We start from the raw sequence: 17,176 nt of genomic DNA, 5'->3' as shown, positions 1-17,176 counted from the left end.
GAGAACGTATTTTACTATTCAATATACTTATCTATTATCAACTTTAATCTAGTTAAAAAAATTCTTCAAATTCTCTAATTAAAAGTCTATTCTTTATTCTACACCCATCCCAGCCACATAAGCACTGGAAAAGGCCCATTGTAGATTATATCCGCCGGTATCGCCGTCCACATCCAATGCCTCGCCGATAATATATAATCCCGGATATTTTTTACACGCCATGGTTTTCAGGTCTACTTCTTCCAGCGAAACGCCGCCTGCTGTTGTCATTGCCACCTGAAATCCGCCTGTTCCGCTCACAGAAAACCTATCATTAGTCAGCAAAGAGGCGATCTTTTTCATCTGATCTCCTGTCAAGGAGGAAGCTTTCTGTGTCGGTTCAATCCCTGCACGCTGACAAAGGAGTTCGATGAACCGCTTTGGCAATTGCCTTTTCGGATCGATAGCGTTTACATATTCCGCCAAGAACGTTCCGACTTGCTTTGAATTGCCGGATACCGCTTTCTTCATTTCAGCAAGCAGTTCTTCAGGTCTTTTCTCCGGCAAATAATTGACGGACAAACTATTTCCCGTCGATATTGCGCGGGAAATATTCAATATTGCCGGACCGGAAAAATTCGTATGGGTCAATAACAAATCATCCACATATTCCAGCAGCTTCTTCGGTGTATTGGAAACTCCCAAGTCTTTTCCTGAGGCTTCATAAACAGTCACTTTCACCTCTGGAAAAGAAATACCGGACAACTCCATGTAAGGATAATTCTGCACAGAGACAGGCACCAATGCAGGTTTTGGAGAGACGATATCCAGCCTCATTTTTTTGAGAACGTCAAACATCCTTCCATCTGAACCCGTCGTAGGATAGGAACAGCCCCCTGTGGCGATCACGATTTTTTTAGACCGGTACGTATTCGATTTTCCCTTATCGGTGCCGTTGGACCCGCAAAAAAGTGTATATACCTGTCCGTCGTATTCAATTCTTTCCACATTGCAATGATAATCTATCTTAAACCCATTTCTTTCACCGCATCGCACAAGGGTATCCAACACTTCTCTTGCATCTAACGACCGCGGAAAGATTTTCCCGTCCTCCCTTTCAAACAATGGAACGCCATTGCTTTCAAAGAAGTTCATCACGGAATGATTATTATATTTATACAAGGCGGTTCGAAGCTGCTTTCCTTTATCGCCATAATGTCCTAAGAACTCCTTGATACTTCCCCCATGCGTGAGATTGCATTGACCGGCACCTGACATCAACAGCTTTTTCCCTACAGATTTTGTTTTCTCCAATAGGACTCCGTTTACAGTTCTGCCAAGTGCAGCGGCATAAAATAATCCGGCCGCACCGCCGCCAACGACAATCACATCAACTACATTTTCTTGTTCCACATTCTTTCCTTTCACCCATTCTCTGTCCAAAGCTTCTTGCTAAACACTATCCGATCCATTTTTCAATCAGCTGCTTTATGGTCTTTTCAATTTCTTCCATCGGAATTTGATTGTAATAAAAAATCAACGCCGCCGTATCTCCCAGCGGTTCATCTGCGTAAATAGAAACCGGCATGGCGGAAACCCCAAACTCCCTTGCCTCTTGACAGAGTTCTTCCGCCGTTTTTTTGCTTCTCACGTTAATAATCATATTGATGCCGGAAGTTGTATTGGTCGGTTTGATAAACCCTTGTCCGTGTTTATTAATGACACTGATAATTTTCTGCAGCTTTTGTGAGTACAAATTTCGCAGTTTCTTGAGGTTGGTTTGATACAGGCCCTGCTCCATAAACAAAGCCAATGTCAATTGTTCTGTTTTAGAACAAGTCTGCGTATAATCATGGCTGATGCTTTGGAATAGACCGGCCATTTTTTCAGGCAGCACCATATAACTGATCTTTATGGAGGAAAACAGTGTTGATGAAAAGGAGCCTAAATAGACCACCCTTTCGTTTGTATCCAGCCCCTGAAGCGCAGGTACCGGCTTTCCGAAATAACGCAATTCGCTGTCGTAGTCATCTTCAATGATAATACTGTCATTGCGATTTGCCCAATCCAGAAGCTCGTATCGTTTTCCTATCGGCATCACCGCCCCTGTAGGAAACTGGTTAGAAGGACTGACATATACAGCAGACTTAATGTTGGTAGGCAGCTTGTAAATGTGAATTCCTTCCTTATCTACATCCACAGGTGTCATGACGAAACCCCTGTCACGAAATATATTTTTTACGGGTAAATACCCCGGTTCTTCCACTGCCACGTGATTAATACCCAGTTTGGATAAAATCAGGCAAAGATGTCCGGTGATCTGCTGGGTACCGGCTCCGATTACAATTTGTTCCGGATTACAGATAACACCTCTTGAACGATAGATATACTTGGAAATCTCATATCTTAAAGCCAATTCCCCCTGAGGCTCACTCTCAAACATCAGTAAATGCGGATATTCCGTCAACACTTTGTTCAAACATTTCTTCCATTTATTAAAATCAAAGCAGGACAAATCGTAATGCATGGTAGCTGATTCATCTTTTTTCCCCACATCAAAAGGAAAAAGGGAATAGACTTCCTTTGCGGCATCACGCATCCCGATATCCGCCTTAAGCGCATATCCCATTGCATGAGAAATAGGACTCACATAATAGCCCGATTGAGGTTTGCTGTAAATATATCCTTCTACGTGAAGCTGGCTATAGGCTAAATTGATTGTCGTAATACTCAGATTGAGACTTTCGGATAAAATTCTTAATGAGGGTAATTTCTCATCATTGGTCATCTCTCCAAGCAATATTTGCTGTTTGATATAATCATATAATTGTAAATATAGCGGCCTTGTAGACTGCTCGTCAAAAGCCGGTATGATGGCCTTCATGGCTTCACTCCCCTCAAAATAGGTTTTTATTTCAGTTTATATCGTTTATCACGGCCCCTATTTCGTGCACTATAAACCAAGAAAGGCGACCGCATAGAAATATTTAAATCTCCGAATGCAGCCGCCTTGTTCGCAATTCACACTAAGCGTACACGTCTAAATGATGTCCCAGCTCGCCTGCCGGAACAGAAGCAGTCGATGCAGCTTCAGCTTGAGTAAAATCCGAAATCATTTCACTTGCAACAGTTGTTTGCGAATTCATCGCCATTTTAGTAACCGACATCGATAAGGTTTGTTGGAGTGATTGAAGATTTGGCGCCATGAAAGACGATAAGGTAACATCCATTCGTTTCACGTCCTTTCTAATCAAAAATGCTTACAATAGGTTCTCATTTATTGATAAATACATAATATACCAATATTCTGCTGAAATCAATAAGGTTGTTCTTATTCTTCAAACTCTTCCGGTTCGCAGTCTTCTAAAGGAACCGCAACGATAATATTCTTTGCGTCTTCCAGTGTTTCTTCCGGCACATAAATATCAATTGGAAACATGCTGTTGGATCCCATAAAGATTTCTAGATAGTTGCTTGCACCCTCATATTTCTTGAGGCAAGGAATCCCTTCACTTCTAAGCTTTGATTCAATGATGTCGGCCTCAAAGCTGTTATTCGCCGTGCAAAGAAAGACGCCGTCACGCCATTCTTCTTTTTTATCATTTTTATTACTGAATATACCCATCAAACTCCCCTTACCTTCTAAAGATTATATCTGATATTATACCATATTTTAATCTATTAAAATCAATAAAATAAAGCCTTTCTATTTTTATCGTACAGAAAGGCTTTAACTTAATACCTATTTATTCACTTTTCGCTCTATATAAGTCGTATGCAAAATATCATGCGCTTTATGGCTGCCCGGTTCCCCTAAATATTCCTCATAAATCTTCTTTATAGATGGATTCTCATGGGATTTTCTAAGTGATTTAGATGAATCTAAGCCATACAATGCCCCTGCACGGAGAGCTTTGATGTCAAACTGGTTTCTTATTTTCGCAGAATGTCTTGGTTGTCCTCCACCGTTTACACAGCCTCCCGGACAGCCCATAATTTCAATAAAATGATAGTTGGCTTCACCGGACTTAATTCGTTCCATCAAGATTTTGGCATTGCCAAGACCTGAAGCAACTGCAACATGAATGTCCATATCATTCACATGATACGTTGCCTCCTTCACGCCGTCCGTTCCTCTCACCTCTTTAAAGTCAACCGTTTTTAATTCTTCACCGGTTAAGGTTTCTACCGCTGTCCGAAGGGCAGCTTCCATTACACCCCCTGTTGCTCCAAAGATGACACCGGCTCCCGTGGAGTCACCCAGAGGATTGTCAAATTCTTCATCCGGCAGATTAACAAAGTCAATGCCAACCTTATTAATCATTCTGGAAAGTTCTCTTGTTGTAATAGCAATATCTACATCAGGGAAACCGGATGCATCTTGATCCGGTCTGGTCTTTTCAAATTTCTTTGCCGTACATGGCATTACACTTACGCTGACAATCCGGGAAGGATCAATGCCCATCTTTTCCGCATAATAGGTTTTCGTAATTGCACCGAACATCTGCTGCGGAGATTTGCAGGAAGATAAGTGCTCGATCATGTCCGGATAGTAGTGTTCGCAGTACTTTACCCAACCCGGTGAGCAAGACGTAATTAACGGCAGTTTTCCGCCTTCCTTCACACGATGCAAGAACTCCGTTGCTTCTTCCATGATGGTCAGGTCTGCGGCAAAGTCCGTATCAAATACTTTGTCGAAGCCTAACATTCGAAGCGCAGTAACCATCTTACCTTCTACTTCATTTCCTATATGAATACCGTATAATTCGCCCAAGGCAACACGCACCGACGGAGCAGTCTGTACAATAACGAACTTATCCGGATCATTAATAGCTGCAAACACTTCTTCTGTCTGGTCCTTTTCAGAAATCGCTCCGGTTGGACAGGCAATTAAACATTGACCGCAATTCACACAGCTTGTATCGCCAAGCGCAAGAAAGAAAGCCGTGTCAATAACCGTATCAAACCCTCTTCTGTTCGGTCCGATGATTCCAATCCCCTGAACCTTCTCACACATGGCAACGCATCTTCTGCAAAGGATACATTTATGGCTGTCTCGGACCATGTGGATAGCCGTATCGTCATACATTCTTTCCGGCATGCTCCCTTCATATTTCGTGGAGTCATCTACATGCAGCTTATGGCATAAGGTAATCAATTCGCATTCCCCGGCACTGCCGCAAGAAAAGCAATCCATCTTATGGTTGGACATCAACAGCTGAAGGGTCTTTTTACGGGAATCCAGCACTCTTTTACTGTTTGTGGTGATTTCCATACCCGGTGCGACCGGATGTACACAAGATGCCACCAACGTTTTTGCACCCTTCACCTCCACCACACACATTCTGCAGGCTCCGATCTCATTGATGTCCTTCAAATAACATAATGTAGGTATTTCAATATGTGCCAGTTTAGCCGCTTCAAGAATGGTAGAACCGGCAGGAGCACTGATTTCTTTTCCATTTATTTTAACTATAATATTCTCCATTTTTCCTCCCCTATTCTTTAATGATGGCCCCAAAGTGGCAGTTATTGATGCATACACCGCATTTTACACACTTCATCGGATCAATCACATGAGGAGTTTTGGATGCTCCGCTGATTGCTCCTTCCGGACAAATCTTCAGGCATAGTGTACATCCTCTGCATTTTTCAGCAATAATGCTAAAGGTCAATAAATCTTTACAAACTTTTGCCGGACAGACTTTATCTACTACATGAGCCATATATTCATCCTTAAAATATCGAAGTGTGGAGAGAACCGGGTTCGGAGCAGTTTGTCCCAGCCCGCACAAAGCACTGTCTTTAATATAGTAAGCCAATTCTTCCAGTTTCTCGATATCACTTAACTCACCGTGACCCGATGTGATTTTTTCAAGAATCTCATGCATTCTTTTTGTGCCTACTCGGCATGGCGTACATTTTCCGCAGGATTCCTCTACCGTAAAATCAAGAAAGAACTTTGCGATATCTACCATGCAGTTATCTTCATCCATCACAATAAGGCCGCCTGAACCCATCATGGAGCCGATTTGGATTAAGTTATCATAGTCGATCGGAATATCATAGTGTTCCGCAGGAATACAACCTCCCGAAGGGCCTCCGGTTTGTGCCGCCTTAAATTGTTTTCCGTCCGGAATACCTCCGCCGATTTCTTCTACAACAGTACGCAGCGTTGTTCCCATAGGCACTTCTACCAATCCGGTGTTTTTAATCTTTCCTCCTAATGCAAATACTTTTGTTCCCTTTGAGTTTTCTGTGCCCATGGAAGAAAACCATTCGGAACCATTTAATATGATCTGTGGAATGTTCGCATACGTCTCTACATTGTTCAATATCGTAGGAGAGTCAAAAAGTCCCTTCACGGCAGGAAACGGAGGTCTCGGACGCGGCTCTCCGCGGCTTCCTTCTATCGAAGTCATCAAGGCCGTTTCTTCACCGCATACGAAAGCACCTGCACCTAATCTTAAATCAATATTAAAATCAAAGCCGGAATTGAAAATATTTTTACCAAGAAGACCATACTCTCTTGCCTGATTGATCGCAATCTGCAATCGCTCCACCGCAATCGGATATTCTGCACGTACATAAATATATCCCTTGTCTGCGCCTATTGCATACCCTGCAATCGCCATCGCTTCCAAAATCACGTGCGGATCTCCTTCCAGAATGGAACGGTCCATGAATGCTCCCGGGTCTCCTTCGTCTGCATTACAACATACATACTTTTGAACATTTCCGCGGTTGCCTGAGGCAAATCTCCACTTCATTCCGGTTGGGAAACCGGCTCCCCCTCTGCCTCGAATTCCGCTGTCCAAAATAATTTGAATCACCTCATCAGGCGTCATTTCGGTCAGGACTTTTCCCAACGCTTCATATCCCCCAGTGCCGATATATTCTTCTATATCCTCTGGATTTATGTAACCGCAGTTTCTAAGAGCAACTCGCTTCTGCTTTCTGTAAAAGTTGGTATCCGCAAGTCCTTTTACACCTTCAGACGTTAGTGTTTCATCATAAACCAATCGTTTTACAATTCGGCCCTTTTCCAAGTGCTCTGCTACGATTTCTCTTACATCTTCCACTTTAACCATGGAATAAAAAACTTGATCCGGATAAATCAATACGACCGGACCCAGCGCACAAAGCCCGAAGCAGCCTGTTTTAATCACTGCTACTTCTTTCTCCAACCCAATCCGCTCAATTTCACTTTCAAAAGCTTCAATAATTTTCATGCTGCTGGAGGATGCACATCCGGTACCGCCGCAAACCAATACATGTGAACGAAACATACCTTTCCTCCTTACAGTTCTGTTGAATCTAATGTATATTTACTTACGATAAGACCTCGGATTATATGCTGTTCAACCACTTCTCTAGCTTTTTCCGAGTTCATCTTTACATAAGTTACTTTCTCTTTACCGGTTTCATAGATCTCGACAATCGGCTCATACTGACATAGTCCGATGCAGCCTGTCTGAGTAACAACAATATGATCTAAATTTTTCTCGCGCACCGCATCTGCAATTGTATTTAATACAGGTCTGGCACCGCTTGCGATCCCGCAAGTAGCCATTCCTACTACAACTCGCATTTGTGAGCCGCCTTCATTTCTCACTTCAATCTGACTTTTCATTTTATCTCTTATTGCCCGTAATTCTTCCAGTGATTTCATTCTTTCTCTTACCTTTCTATTTTATTTATGGCAACAAATTTCTATCAACTTCTAGTTTGTTTTCGTCTAAATATTCTTTCAAATACTTTAAAACATCCGAAGAATTTAAAGGTATTCCTTCCAGAATCTCTTTAAATTCACGTGTATCAAGTATAAATTGTCTTTCATCATACGAATATGTAAATATAAAATCTATATTTGTATTAAAAGCGATTAGGGTATAAATGGTACTGTTGATATCTCCAAGCGGCATTCTGTCTATATGCGAAAGTTTAAACACTGCCTTGACATCAGTTCCTGTTCCTTCTGTTGAGGAAATCTCAAAACTTCCTCCAGTGGCTATAGCGGCCATCTTAAAAAATGAGATTCCAAGTCCGACCTTTCTGGTGTTTCTTGTCGTAAAGAACGGATCCATACATTGGTTCACCTGTTCTTCATTCATGCCCTTCCCATTATCATTTATCTCTACCGTTAAGGTATCTTCCTCACCATCCGCTGCTACTTTAATTTGGATCAATGAAGCCTCTGCTCTTATTGAGTTTTCTGCAATATCTAAAATATTTAAAGAAATTTCTGTCATCATACTTTTTACTATACTTCCCGATAGTTGTTTACTATACCTTCCACATCATCTACAGTAATTCGTCCATGTACATCATCATCAATAATCATGACCGGGGCCAATCCGCAGGCACCCACACATCTGCATGCTTCCAATGAAAATAAACCGTCCGCGGTACATTCTCCGCCTACAATACCCAGTATATCCATCAATTTATTGTAGATATCACCTGCACCCTTTATGTAACATGCTGTTCCTAGACAGACTGAAATTTTATGTTTGCCCATCGGTGTTAAAGAAAATTGCGAGTAAAAGGTCGCTACTCCATAAATCTTTTCCAAGGGTACGCCCAACCCGTCAGAAATGATCGTTTGAACTTCTATGGGAAGATATCCATAAATATTCTGTGCTTTCTGCATGATCGGCATTAAACAGCCTTTTTCATGCTTTAACTCGTCAATGACTTTAATCAGCTCTTGCTCTTGTTCCCTTGTACCGTCAAAAGGCACTTCTTTCTTTTCCGAAGCCAAATTAAAATTCCCCCTTACTATTTACAAAATTATTTTGTCATGAGATAATTAAATTGTTAAAATAATTATAATAATTAAACAATTATAGAAACAGTTATAACACTTTCTTGCACAAAAATCTATAAAAAAAATGCAAATCATGAAACCAAAGATTTCTATTTGCATATATTGGCAAGTTTATTTTTTAGAACAGCAGCATACGCTTTATACAAATGTGGAGGTAAACATGCAACTGAAAGACATTCAATTGCTCTTAGACGCAACTTTATTATGTGGAGAAGATCTTCTTGAGACAGAAATACATTCAGCCTGTGCCTCAGATCTGATGAGTGATGTTTTGTCATTGGTAAAAGATCAGAAAATTCTGCTTACGGGGCTTTGCAACACACAAGTTCTCCGAACGGCAGAAATGATGGATATGCTTTGCGTTATTATGGTGAGGGGTAAACAACCGGATGCCAGTATGATTCAAATGGCCAATCAAAAGAACATTTGTCTTCTATCCACCGGAAAGACGATGTTTAACTCTTGTGGCTTACTATTTTCAAATGGTGTCAACGGAGACCATGCCCATGAATAGTGATAGCATTTTAACCTTACATTATACCGTCGTTCCGGATGACTTTTCACGTGCCGGTGAGGCGAGCAGCGATGTAAAAAACACGCTGAAACACCTCCGGGTTTCGCCGGATATTATCCGGCGGGTTGCTATCGCCCTTTATGAAGGAGAGATCAATATGGTCATTCATGCTCAAGGAGGTACCATTGATGTAAACCTTACCCCCAATCAAATCATTATGGTTCTAAAAGACTCAGGTCCAGGCATTGAAGATATCGACAAAGCGATGGAAGAAGGCTATTCCACAGCTTCTGCCAGTGCCCGTTCTTTAGGTTTCGGAGCCGGTATGGGTCTCCCTAATATCAAGAAGTGCTCGGATGATATGAACATCGAAACCGTTCTTGACGTTGGGACTACGCTGACCATAGCAATCAATTTATCAAATGAATAAGAGGTAGCTGATATGGACAAATTTTTCCATTCCGTTTATCTGCGAGAAGAACTTTGCAGCGGATGCATTAATTGCATAAAAAGATGCCCGACTGAGGCTATCCGCGTTCGAAACGGGAAAGCATGTATTACAAAAGAGTTTTGCATAGACTGCGGTGAATGTGTACGAACTTGCCAGAACCATGCAAAAAAAATACAACGCGATTCGATAGAATGCCTCAAAGACTATGAATATACGGTTGCACTCCCTGCACCTTCTTTATATAGTCAATTTAACAATGTCACAGATGTGAACATCATCCTTACGGCCATTTTAGAGCTTGGTTTTAATGATGTATACGAAGTAGCAGCTGCCGCAGAAATCGTATCGGCCGCTACGAAAGAATATGTAGATATACATAGAGAGAACTGGCCTTACATCAGTACCGCCTGTCCCTCCGTTGTACGCTTGATTCGTGTGCGGTTTCCAAATTTAATCGAGCATCTTTTACCCATTAATCCCCCTGTTGAAATTGCGGCTATTTTCGCACGAAGGGCGGCCATGCGCAAAACCGGTCTCCCGTCCGAAAAAATCGGTATTATTTTTTTATCACCCTGTTCATCGAAAATCACTTATGTCAAAGCGCCCTTAGGAATAGAGAAAACCGAGATAGACTGTGCAATAGGGATTTCTGATGTCTACTCTCTTATCCTCGCTAACATGAAACAGGCCGCACAAACCACTAAAATTCTTTCGAATGCAGGAAGAATAGGGGTCGGCTGGGGAAAAGGAGGCGGAGAAGCCCTGGCATTGGAAACGGATGCGTATTTAGCAGCAGACGGCATCGAAAATGTCATTCGAGTCTTAGAAGATTTGGAAGATGAAAAATTAAGCGGTTTACGTTATATCGAGCTGGATGCTTGCAGCGGAGGCTGCGTAGGCGGTGTACTGAATGTAGAGAATCCGTTTATTGCACAGACAAAATTAAAAAAGATCAACGAGAGCCTTCCGATTCGATATATCTCAGAACATCGTAAAATAAGTGACCGTGATTTGTTTTGGGACGTTGATGTTGTCTATGAGCCCGTTTTCGAGCTAGGTGATAACTTCATAGAAGGAGCGGCATTAATGACTCAGGTACAGGAGATCTATCAAAAATTTCCAAAACTAGATTGCGGTATTTGTGGTGCTCCTACCTGCAAAGCGCTTGCAGAGGATATCGTAAAGGGGAATGCCAATGAGCATGCTTGTATTCATATCCTCAAAGACCAAATTCATAAATTATCAATGGACGCGACTTCTTTTGCAAATGATACGGTTATTAATGAAGACAGTGTATATGGTTATGTACAAACTTTAAAGGAATATATCAATGAGATTGCTGTTTTAGACAGCCATTTAAATCACGATGTGGATTAGAGGTTCATAATGAATGTAAAGGAATTCGTTGAAAAAGACATTTTTAAAGTGGTTCATTTGGGAAGCAACCCCCAACAATCTATCCGTGAAGTTTTTTGTTGTGATTTGTTAAGCATTGCGATGGGCAGAGCTCCCGCAGACTCTGTTTGGGTAACCGTGATGAGCAATATCAATACCTTAGCAGTGGCCTCTTTAACGGATGTGGCTTGCATCGTATTTGCTGAGGGCAGTACATTAGATGAGTCAACATTACAAAAAGCGAAGGTCCAAGGAATCACCATATTCTACACGGATTTACCGATATTCGAGGCTGCACTTGCTGTACACCAACTACTATAGGAGTATTAATATGCTACATTTATCTTACGACTTTCATATCCATTCCTCCCTCTCACCTTGCAGCAATAATGATATGACACCCGGTAATATTGTCGCTATGGCTAAACTGAAAAAACTGGATGCCATAGCGGTGACAGATCATAATTCATGCAAGAATATACCGGCCGTAATGTCCTATGCAAAGCAGTTTGGGATCTTGGCTATCCCGGGGATGGAACTGACCACTCAGGAAGAAGTACATGTCTTATGCTACTTTTACAGCCTATCAGCCGCCATGAGATTTGATGCGCTGGTTTATCAGCGACTCATCCCGATTGCCAATAGGGAAGAAGTCTTTGGGGAACAAATTGTTTATGACAATCAGGATAACCCGGTAGAAAAAATACCAAATTTACTGATAAATTCCACCACCATCAGCTTTGATGAACTGTGGGGTCTCCTTGCCGAGTATGATGGAATTATGGTTCCCGCCCACCTAGACAAAACCTCTGCCAGTATTATCTCCAATCTGGGTTTCATTCCGCCGGACAGTAAATTTGACTGTGCAGAACTTCGACACCTGTCAAACTTAAAACAATTGCAAGAAACAAATCCTTATCTTAAATCTTGCCGGATTATCAGTTCATCGGATGCACATAGCCTTCACGAAATTCGTGAACCTAGCTATACCATCCAAGTCAAAGAAAAATCCATTCGGGGCGTTTTAGATGCTCTATCAAAAAAATAAAACCGTTACGATTCGAAATGAAGGCGTAACGGTTTATTTTTTATAATCGATGCAACAATACGGCTGCATCCGAAAAATCAATTATTTTTCTTCTTCCACATTGATCTGCTTGATTTCTTTTGTTCTGATTTCTTCACAGATTTCACTGATAAACTGCTGCAGCGGCTTTTGGCCTTCGTCTCCGTTGAAACGGCTTCTTACGGAAACCACGCCTTCTTCTGCTTCTTTCTGGCCTACAACAAGCATATATGGAACTCTATCCAGTCTGGTTTCACGAATCTTATATCCAATCTTTTCGCTTCTTTCATCCATGGTCACAAGGATACCATTATTTCTCAGTTGCTCATATACTTCTCTTGCATAGTCATGATATTTTTCTGAGATAGGAAGAATTCGAACTTGTTCCGGGCATAACCAAGTAGGGAATTTACCGGCATACTTTTCAATCAGCCAAGCCAGGGTTCTTTCATAGCATCCCATGGATGTTCTGTGAATGATATATGGCCTCTTTTTCTCGCCATCCTTATCCACAAAGGACATGTCAAAACGTTCTGCAAGGAACATATCAAGCTGAATAGTGATCATGGTATCTTCTTTACCATAAACATTCTTTGCCTGAATATCCAGCTTCGGACCGTAGAAGGCTGCTTCACCTTCTGCTTCCGTAAAGTCAATGCCGATATGATTTAAGATATTTCTCATCATATCTTGTACTTCATCCCACATTTCAGCCGTTCCCATATACTTTTCGGTATTGTTCGGATCCCATTTGGACATACGGTACGTTACATCTTCTTCAAGGCCTAACGTTGTTAGACAGTATTTTGCTAAGTCTACACAAGCTTTAAATTCTTCTTCAATCTGATCCGGCCGAACGATCAGATGTCCTTCTGAGATGGTGAACTGACGAACTCGAGTCAAGCCATGCATTTCACCGGAATCTTCATTTCTAAATAAAGTAGACGTTTCACCGTAGCGAAGCGGTAAATCCCTGTAGGACTTCTGACTCTGCTTATATACATAATACTGGAACGGACATGTCATCGGACGAAGTGCAAATACTTCTGCATTCTCATCTTCATCATCGCCTAATACGAACATCCCCTCTTTATAATGTGCCCAGTGGTCGGAAATGATATATAAATCTCTCTTTGCCATCAACGGAGTCTTTGTTCTTACATAACCTCTGCGCTCTTCTTCATCTTCAATCCATCGTTGAAGGGTCTGAATCATCTTCGCACCTTTCGGCATTAAAAGAGGAAGTCCCTGACCGATCACATCGACAGTCGCAAACAGTTCCATTTCACGTCCAAGCTTGTTATGGTCGCGCTTTTTGATATCTTCCAAATGAACAAGGTATGCAGCCAATTCTTCTTTCTTTGTGAAAGCTGTTCCGTAAATCCTTGTCAGCATTTTATTCTTTTCGCTGCCTCTCCAGTATGCACCGGAGGAGGAAATCAGCTTAAACGCCTTAATCGGTTTGGTAGTCATCAAATGCGGTCCTGCACATAAATCCACAAACTCACCCTGGCTATAGAACGATATGATTGCATTTTCAGGTAAATCCTGAATTAATTCCACTTTATACGGTTCACCCTTTTCTTCCATGAATTGGATGGCTTCCGCTCTCGGCATCGTGAATCGTTCGATCGGTTTTCCTTCTTTGATGATTTTCTTCATTTCCGCTTCGATTTTATCTAAATCTTCTCTGGAAAACGGTTCGTGTTCAAAATCATAGTAATAACCGGTATCAATGGAAGGGCCGATTGCAAGTTTTGCTTCCGGATATAAACGTTTTACAGCTTCCGCAAGAATATGGGATGCGGTATGACGATAAGCTGCTAAACCCTTCGGGTCATTTGCTGTCAAAATATTTAACTCACAATCCTGATCAATAATGGTTCTTAAATCTACCACTTCACCGTTTACTTCACCGGCACATGCTACTCTGGCGAGTCCTTCACTAATATCTGCGGCTATATCAATAATAGCTTTTGCTTCTTCATACTCTTTTACAGAGCCATCTTTCAATACAATCTTCATGAACTAATTCCTCCTGTTTAAAATTAATTTTCAGACCCAGCAGGTAAGTATATCTCTACATAAAAAATCCCTTCCTGCATATCTACAGAAAGGGACGAGTTATCTTTCTCGCGGTTCCACCCTAATTGCTTAGTAATTTCCTGTCTCTCCTATCAAAATATATATTGGAGTACATTTTCAAGAATTACAAAACCACTCTTTTGATTATAACGGAATCACCGGACCGGATTGGGGCCACTCCGAGGTAGTTTTCAAATGGTTCCTATTAAAGCCTTTCCAGCAGCCGACTTCTCTCTTTAAATATTTCCCATTTTACTCGTCTCATCAACGTGTTCAAAATATTGAATTAAATATAATGCATTCATTATACCACTTCAGAGATTTTTTTCAACCCCTAAAATAAGGCTTTTGTTGTTATCTTGCGATAATGTCAGTATGTAAACTATCGAGCGAAAATGTCACCCCTAAAATAAGGCTTATTTTCGAATGTCAATTCGATAGGATTGATCATATTTGATATCATCAAATGTAGCCATGTTCATGACAGCACAGGCTGCTGAAATGATAGGAAAGGCGAGCACACAGCCAGTGCCTTCACCTAATCTCATATCCATATCCAAAAACGGTTCCATTTCCAGTTCTTTAAAGATCAAATCATATACCGGTTCTTTCGATTTATGACTGGAGAAAATAAAATCTTTCACCAAAGGATTCATTTGTGCTGCTACATAAGCAGAAAGGGCCGAAATGACGCCGTCTATCACAATTGGAACCCGAAAATAGGCAGCGCCTAAAAAGCAGCCTGCCAAGCCGGCAATATCCAATCCTCCCACCTTTGAAACGACATCAACAGGATCTTTTGGATCAGGCTTATTCTGTTTTATGGCTTCGGTTATAATCTGCTTTTTATGTATAAGGGCTTCATCCGTCAACCCTCCTCCCTTTCCAACAGCACGCTCAGCGGATTCTCCCGTCATGGCCATAAATACCGCGCTTGTTGAACTGGTATTTCCGATTCCCATTTCCCCCGTACCAATCAGCTGATAGCCTTCTGATACTGCAATTTCCACCATTTCTATTCCTATTTCTATAGCCCTTATGGCTTCTTCTCGAGTCATGGCAGGGCCCTTGGCAAAATTGTCCGTACCATATTTTATTTTTCTGTTATATACTTTGTCATTATTATAATCGGACATAATACCGACATCGACAACCTTTATATCTGCACCAGCATGGGCCGATAAAACACCCATTCCGCAAATTCCTTTTGTCATGTTCATTCCCTGAATTAACGTGATGTCCTGAGGCGTTCCTGCAACTCCTTCGGCACATACGCCATTATCTGCTACCATGACGATGGAACATTTTTTTTCAACACTGTTTTTTATTTTTCCTGTAATACCTGCCATCTTGACGGCCATCGCCTCAAGCTTCCCCAGACTGCCAAGAGGCTTAATCAAGCAATCCATGTATTTCTGTGCTTCCTCTATCGCTGTTTCGTCTGCACCTCTAATTCCCTTCAAAACTTCTTCCAATGTTTTCATCTGTTTTCCTCCTAAAGTCCGGATCAATTCCATATATTTGTACAATTTCAAACAAATCACTTGCCGCTATATCAGCCGGGGTTACAATCAGTCCTCCGTTGCTGTCCACATCATATCCAAAATGCTTAAAGATATACCAAATCAAATGAGAGCAGTGCGTTTTGCGAATGGTGTCACTATTCATATTGGACAGTTCAGGTACAAGTCCATAATCAATGCCTAAACAGTTTTCTTTTGCGTACTCAACCAATAATTTACCTAATTCCTCCTGTGTATACCCTTTTGACCGGGCTGCCTCTTCAGAAATCCTTAGATGAACAAGGGTTGGGCAAGAGTACCACTTTTTTATCGATTGATATTCCGTGGGTTCTCCCAGATATACCGCTTCTATTGTCACCGCATCTTTGCCTTTTTCAGGCTTGCGCACAACCAGTCCGCAATGTCCGTGTCGATATCCCATCGTATGAGTAGATAAACTCACCAGCACATCCCCCGGTTGCAGGTCAATAATTTTATTACCCAATATCTTGTTGCCGTTTTCGTCACGCATGCGTTCATTGTATGTCAATAATCCTATTTTAGCACAAGTATAGGGATAACCATCAAAAAATATTTTTTGATACTTTTTAATGACACTTTCATAGTCCTTATTGTGTTTTATGATATAATCCACTGCCGCCTTTCCTAAACCGGTCTGTCTGAAGATAGTTTCATAATCCTGTTCAGATAACTCTTCTTCCTGATTTTCTTTCTGCCCGAATTGTCCGGCTTCTTTTACATCTTCTAGCACATAGGCCAGAGAAATCCTCTGGTAATCCGGTTTGTAGACAGGATTCAACTCTGCCTCATCTATAGCAATCCAAAGAATAGAAAAAGCGACAATCGCACTAACTGTCGCCCTTTTTAAAGCCGCTTTTCCTTTTTTCTTACTCTGGCAATTCATATCGTGCTCTTCTTTCCAAGCTTGTCACATTTAGAAAAGGTAGTTTAAATAAATCCTCTGTCAGAACTTTGATTTCTACCGTTACCGCAGGGATTTTATCCGTGTTTGAAGAGAAATATCCTATTTTATCATCTTCAAATTCTATTTTATAGTCTACTTCTCCTGCCGACAAAACTCTTGAATTTCTTTTTATGTACTCCAGATATTCTTGCGCGTATTTTTGACCGGCCTCATAATCAAAAACCATCTTTCCATTCGCATATTCTTCCTTATCCATCAATAATGCTGCACCGGCTGCGCATTCCTCGGCAGCTTCTTTCAGCAATACCTGCTCATGCACATACCGTCCTAAATCCCCCTGATAAACCAATGCGCTGACATATACAATGAGAAGGCTTACAAAAACAATAAATACCTTCATAATTTGCC

The 17,176-nt window shown here is 41.3% G+C and carries 18 protein-coding genes and 1 other annotated feature; of the genes, 5 read left to right on the top strand and 13 right to left on the bottom strand.

Annotation, left to right across the window (positions count from 1 at the left end; genetic code table 11):
* Positions 1–93: 93 nt before the first annotated feature.
* The 9 genes from JYB65_RS01785 to JYB65_RS01745 form a co-directional block, all read right to left on the bottom strand.
* Positions 94–1,392: an aminoacetone oxidase family FAD-binding enzyme gene (locus JYB65_RS01785; protein ID WP_206580857.1), complete on the bottom strand. Its 1,299-nt coding sequence runs from the start codon at positions 1,390–1,392 to the stop codon at positions 94–96.
* A 46-nt stretch (positions 1,393–1,438) separates the two neighbouring features.
* A complete protein-coding gene (pdxR, locus tag JYB65_RS01780; protein WP_206580856.1) occupies positions 1,439–2,863 on the bottom strand; it encodes a MocR-like pyridoxine biosynthesis transcription factor PdxR in 1,425 nt (474 codons plus the stop codon).
* 142 nt (positions 2,864–3,005) lie between these two features.
* Positions 3,006–3,209, bottom strand: a complete 204-nt coding sequence (locus tag JYB65_RS01775; RefSeq protein WP_206580855.1) for a putative motility protein — start codon at positions 3,207–3,209, stop codon at positions 3,006–3,008.
* Between the two features lie 101 nt (positions 3,210–3,310).
* On the bottom strand, positions 3,311–3,604 hold the full coding sequence (locus JYB65_RS01770; protein ID WP_206580854.1) for a putative signal transducing protein: 294 nt from the start codon (positions 3,602–3,604) through the stop codon (positions 3,311–3,313).
* Positions 3,605–3,721: 117 nt separating this feature from the next.
* On the bottom strand, positions 3,722–5,467 hold the full coding sequence (locus tag JYB65_RS01765) for an NADH-dependent [FeFe] hydrogenase, group A6 (protein ID WP_206580853.1): 1,746 nt from the start codon (positions 5,465–5,467) through the stop codon (positions 3,722–3,724).
* 10 nt (positions 5,468–5,477) lie between these two features.
* Entirely contained in the window at positions 5,478–7,268 is a 1,791-nt protein-coding gene (gene nuoF, locus JYB65_RS01760; RefSeq protein ID WP_206580852.1) for an NADH-quinone oxidoreductase subunit NuoF, read from the bottom strand.
* Between the two features lie 11 nt (positions 7,269–7,279).
* Positions 7,280–7,651, bottom strand: a complete 372-nt coding sequence (locus JYB65_RS01755) for a (2Fe-2S) ferredoxin domain-containing protein (RefSeq protein ID WP_206580851.1) — start codon at positions 7,649–7,651, stop codon at positions 7,280–7,282.
* 25 nt (positions 7,652–7,676) lie between these two features.
* Positions 7,677–8,234: an ATP-binding protein gene (locus JYB65_RS01750; protein ID WP_206580850.1), complete on the bottom strand. Its 558-nt coding sequence runs from the start codon at positions 8,232–8,234 to the stop codon at positions 7,677–7,679.
* Positions 8,235–8,242: 8 nt separating this feature from the next.
* Positions 8,243–8,743 (bottom strand): NADH-quinone oxidoreductase subunit NuoE family protein, encoded by a 501-nt coding sequence (locus JYB65_RS01745; protein ID WP_206580849.1) that lies wholly within the window; start codon positions 8,741–8,743, stop codon positions 8,243–8,245.
* 226 nt (positions 8,744–8,969) lie between these two features.
* On the opposite strand from JYB65_RS01745, the gene JYB65_RS01740 reads away from it, so the two are divergent.
* Genes JYB65_RS01740 through JYB65_RS01720 form a run of 5 tightly spaced genes read left to right on the top strand, consistent with a single transcriptional unit; the run spans position 8,970 to position 12,217 of the window.
* Positions 8,970–9,323, top strand: a complete 354-nt coding sequence (locus tag JYB65_RS01740) for a hypothetical protein (RefSeq protein WP_206580848.1) — start codon at positions 8,970–8,972, stop codon at positions 9,321–9,323.
* Complete coding sequence (locus JYB65_RS01735) at positions 9,316–9,753, top strand: ATP-binding protein (protein ID WP_206580847.1); 438 nt, start codon at positions 9,316–9,318, stop codon at positions 9,751–9,753. Before JYB65_RS01740 ends, JYB65_RS01735 begins: the two co-directional genes overlap by 8 nt.
* Positions 9,754–9,765: 12 nt before the next feature.
* Entirely contained in the window at positions 9,766–11,151 is a 1,386-nt protein-coding gene (locus tag JYB65_RS01730; RefSeq protein ID WP_206580846.1) for a [Fe-Fe] hydrogenase large subunit C-terminal domain-containing protein, read from the top strand.
* Positions 11,152–11,160: 9 nt separating this feature from the next.
* Positions 11,161–11,490, top strand: coding sequence for a hypothetical protein (locus JYB65_RS01725; RefSeq protein ID WP_206580845.1), 330 nt, complete (start codon positions 11,161–11,163; stop codon positions 11,488–11,490).
* 10 nt (positions 11,491–11,500) lie between these two features.
* Positions 11,501–12,217, top strand: coding sequence for a PHP domain-containing protein (locus tag JYB65_RS01720; RefSeq protein WP_206580844.1), 717 nt, complete (start codon positions 11,501–11,503; stop codon positions 12,215–12,217).
* A gap of 81 nt (positions 12,218–12,298) precedes the next feature.
* On the opposite strand, the gene thrS is transcribed toward JYB65_RS01720, so the two are convergent.
* From thrS to JYB65_RS01700, 4 genes are all read right to left on the bottom strand, one after another.
* Entirely contained in the window at positions 12,299–14,260 is a 1,962-nt protein-coding gene (gene thrS / locus JYB65_RS01715; RefSeq protein WP_206580843.1) for a threonine--tRNA ligase, read from the bottom strand.
* An 87-nt stretch (positions 14,261–14,347) separates the two neighbouring features.
* Positions 14,348–14,597 (bottom strand) — a binding site (T-box leader).
* Positions 14,598–14,736: 139 nt separating this feature from the next.
* Positions 14,737–15,804 carry a nicotinate-nucleotide--dimethylbenzimidazole phosphoribosyltransferase gene (cobT, locus tag JYB65_RS01710; RefSeq protein ID WP_206580842.1) on the bottom strand — a complete coding sequence of 356 codons (1,068 nt, stop codon included), beginning with the start codon at positions 15,802–15,804 and terminating at the stop codon, positions 14,737–14,739.
* Entirely contained in the window at positions 15,770–16,747 is a 978-nt protein-coding gene (locus JYB65_RS01705; RefSeq protein ID WP_206580841.1) for a hypothetical protein, read from the bottom strand. The genes cobT and JYB65_RS01705 overlap by 35 nt, the downstream gene beginning before the upstream one ends.
* Positions 16,731–17,168 (bottom strand): hypothetical protein, encoded by a 438-nt coding sequence (locus JYB65_RS01700; protein WP_206580840.1) that lies wholly within the window; start codon positions 17,166–17,168, stop codon positions 16,731–16,733. The genes JYB65_RS01705 and JYB65_RS01700 overlap by 17 nt, the downstream gene beginning before the upstream one ends.
* Positions 17,169–17,176 lie beyond the last annotated feature (8 nt).

The organism is Clostridium aminobutyricum, assembly GCF_017255415.1.
GTDB classification, from domain to species: Bacteria; Bacillota; Clostridia; order Peptostreptococcales; family Anaerovoracaceae; genus Aminipila; species Aminipila aminobutyrica.
This window is presented reverse-complemented; position numbering and strand designations above follow the sequence as displayed.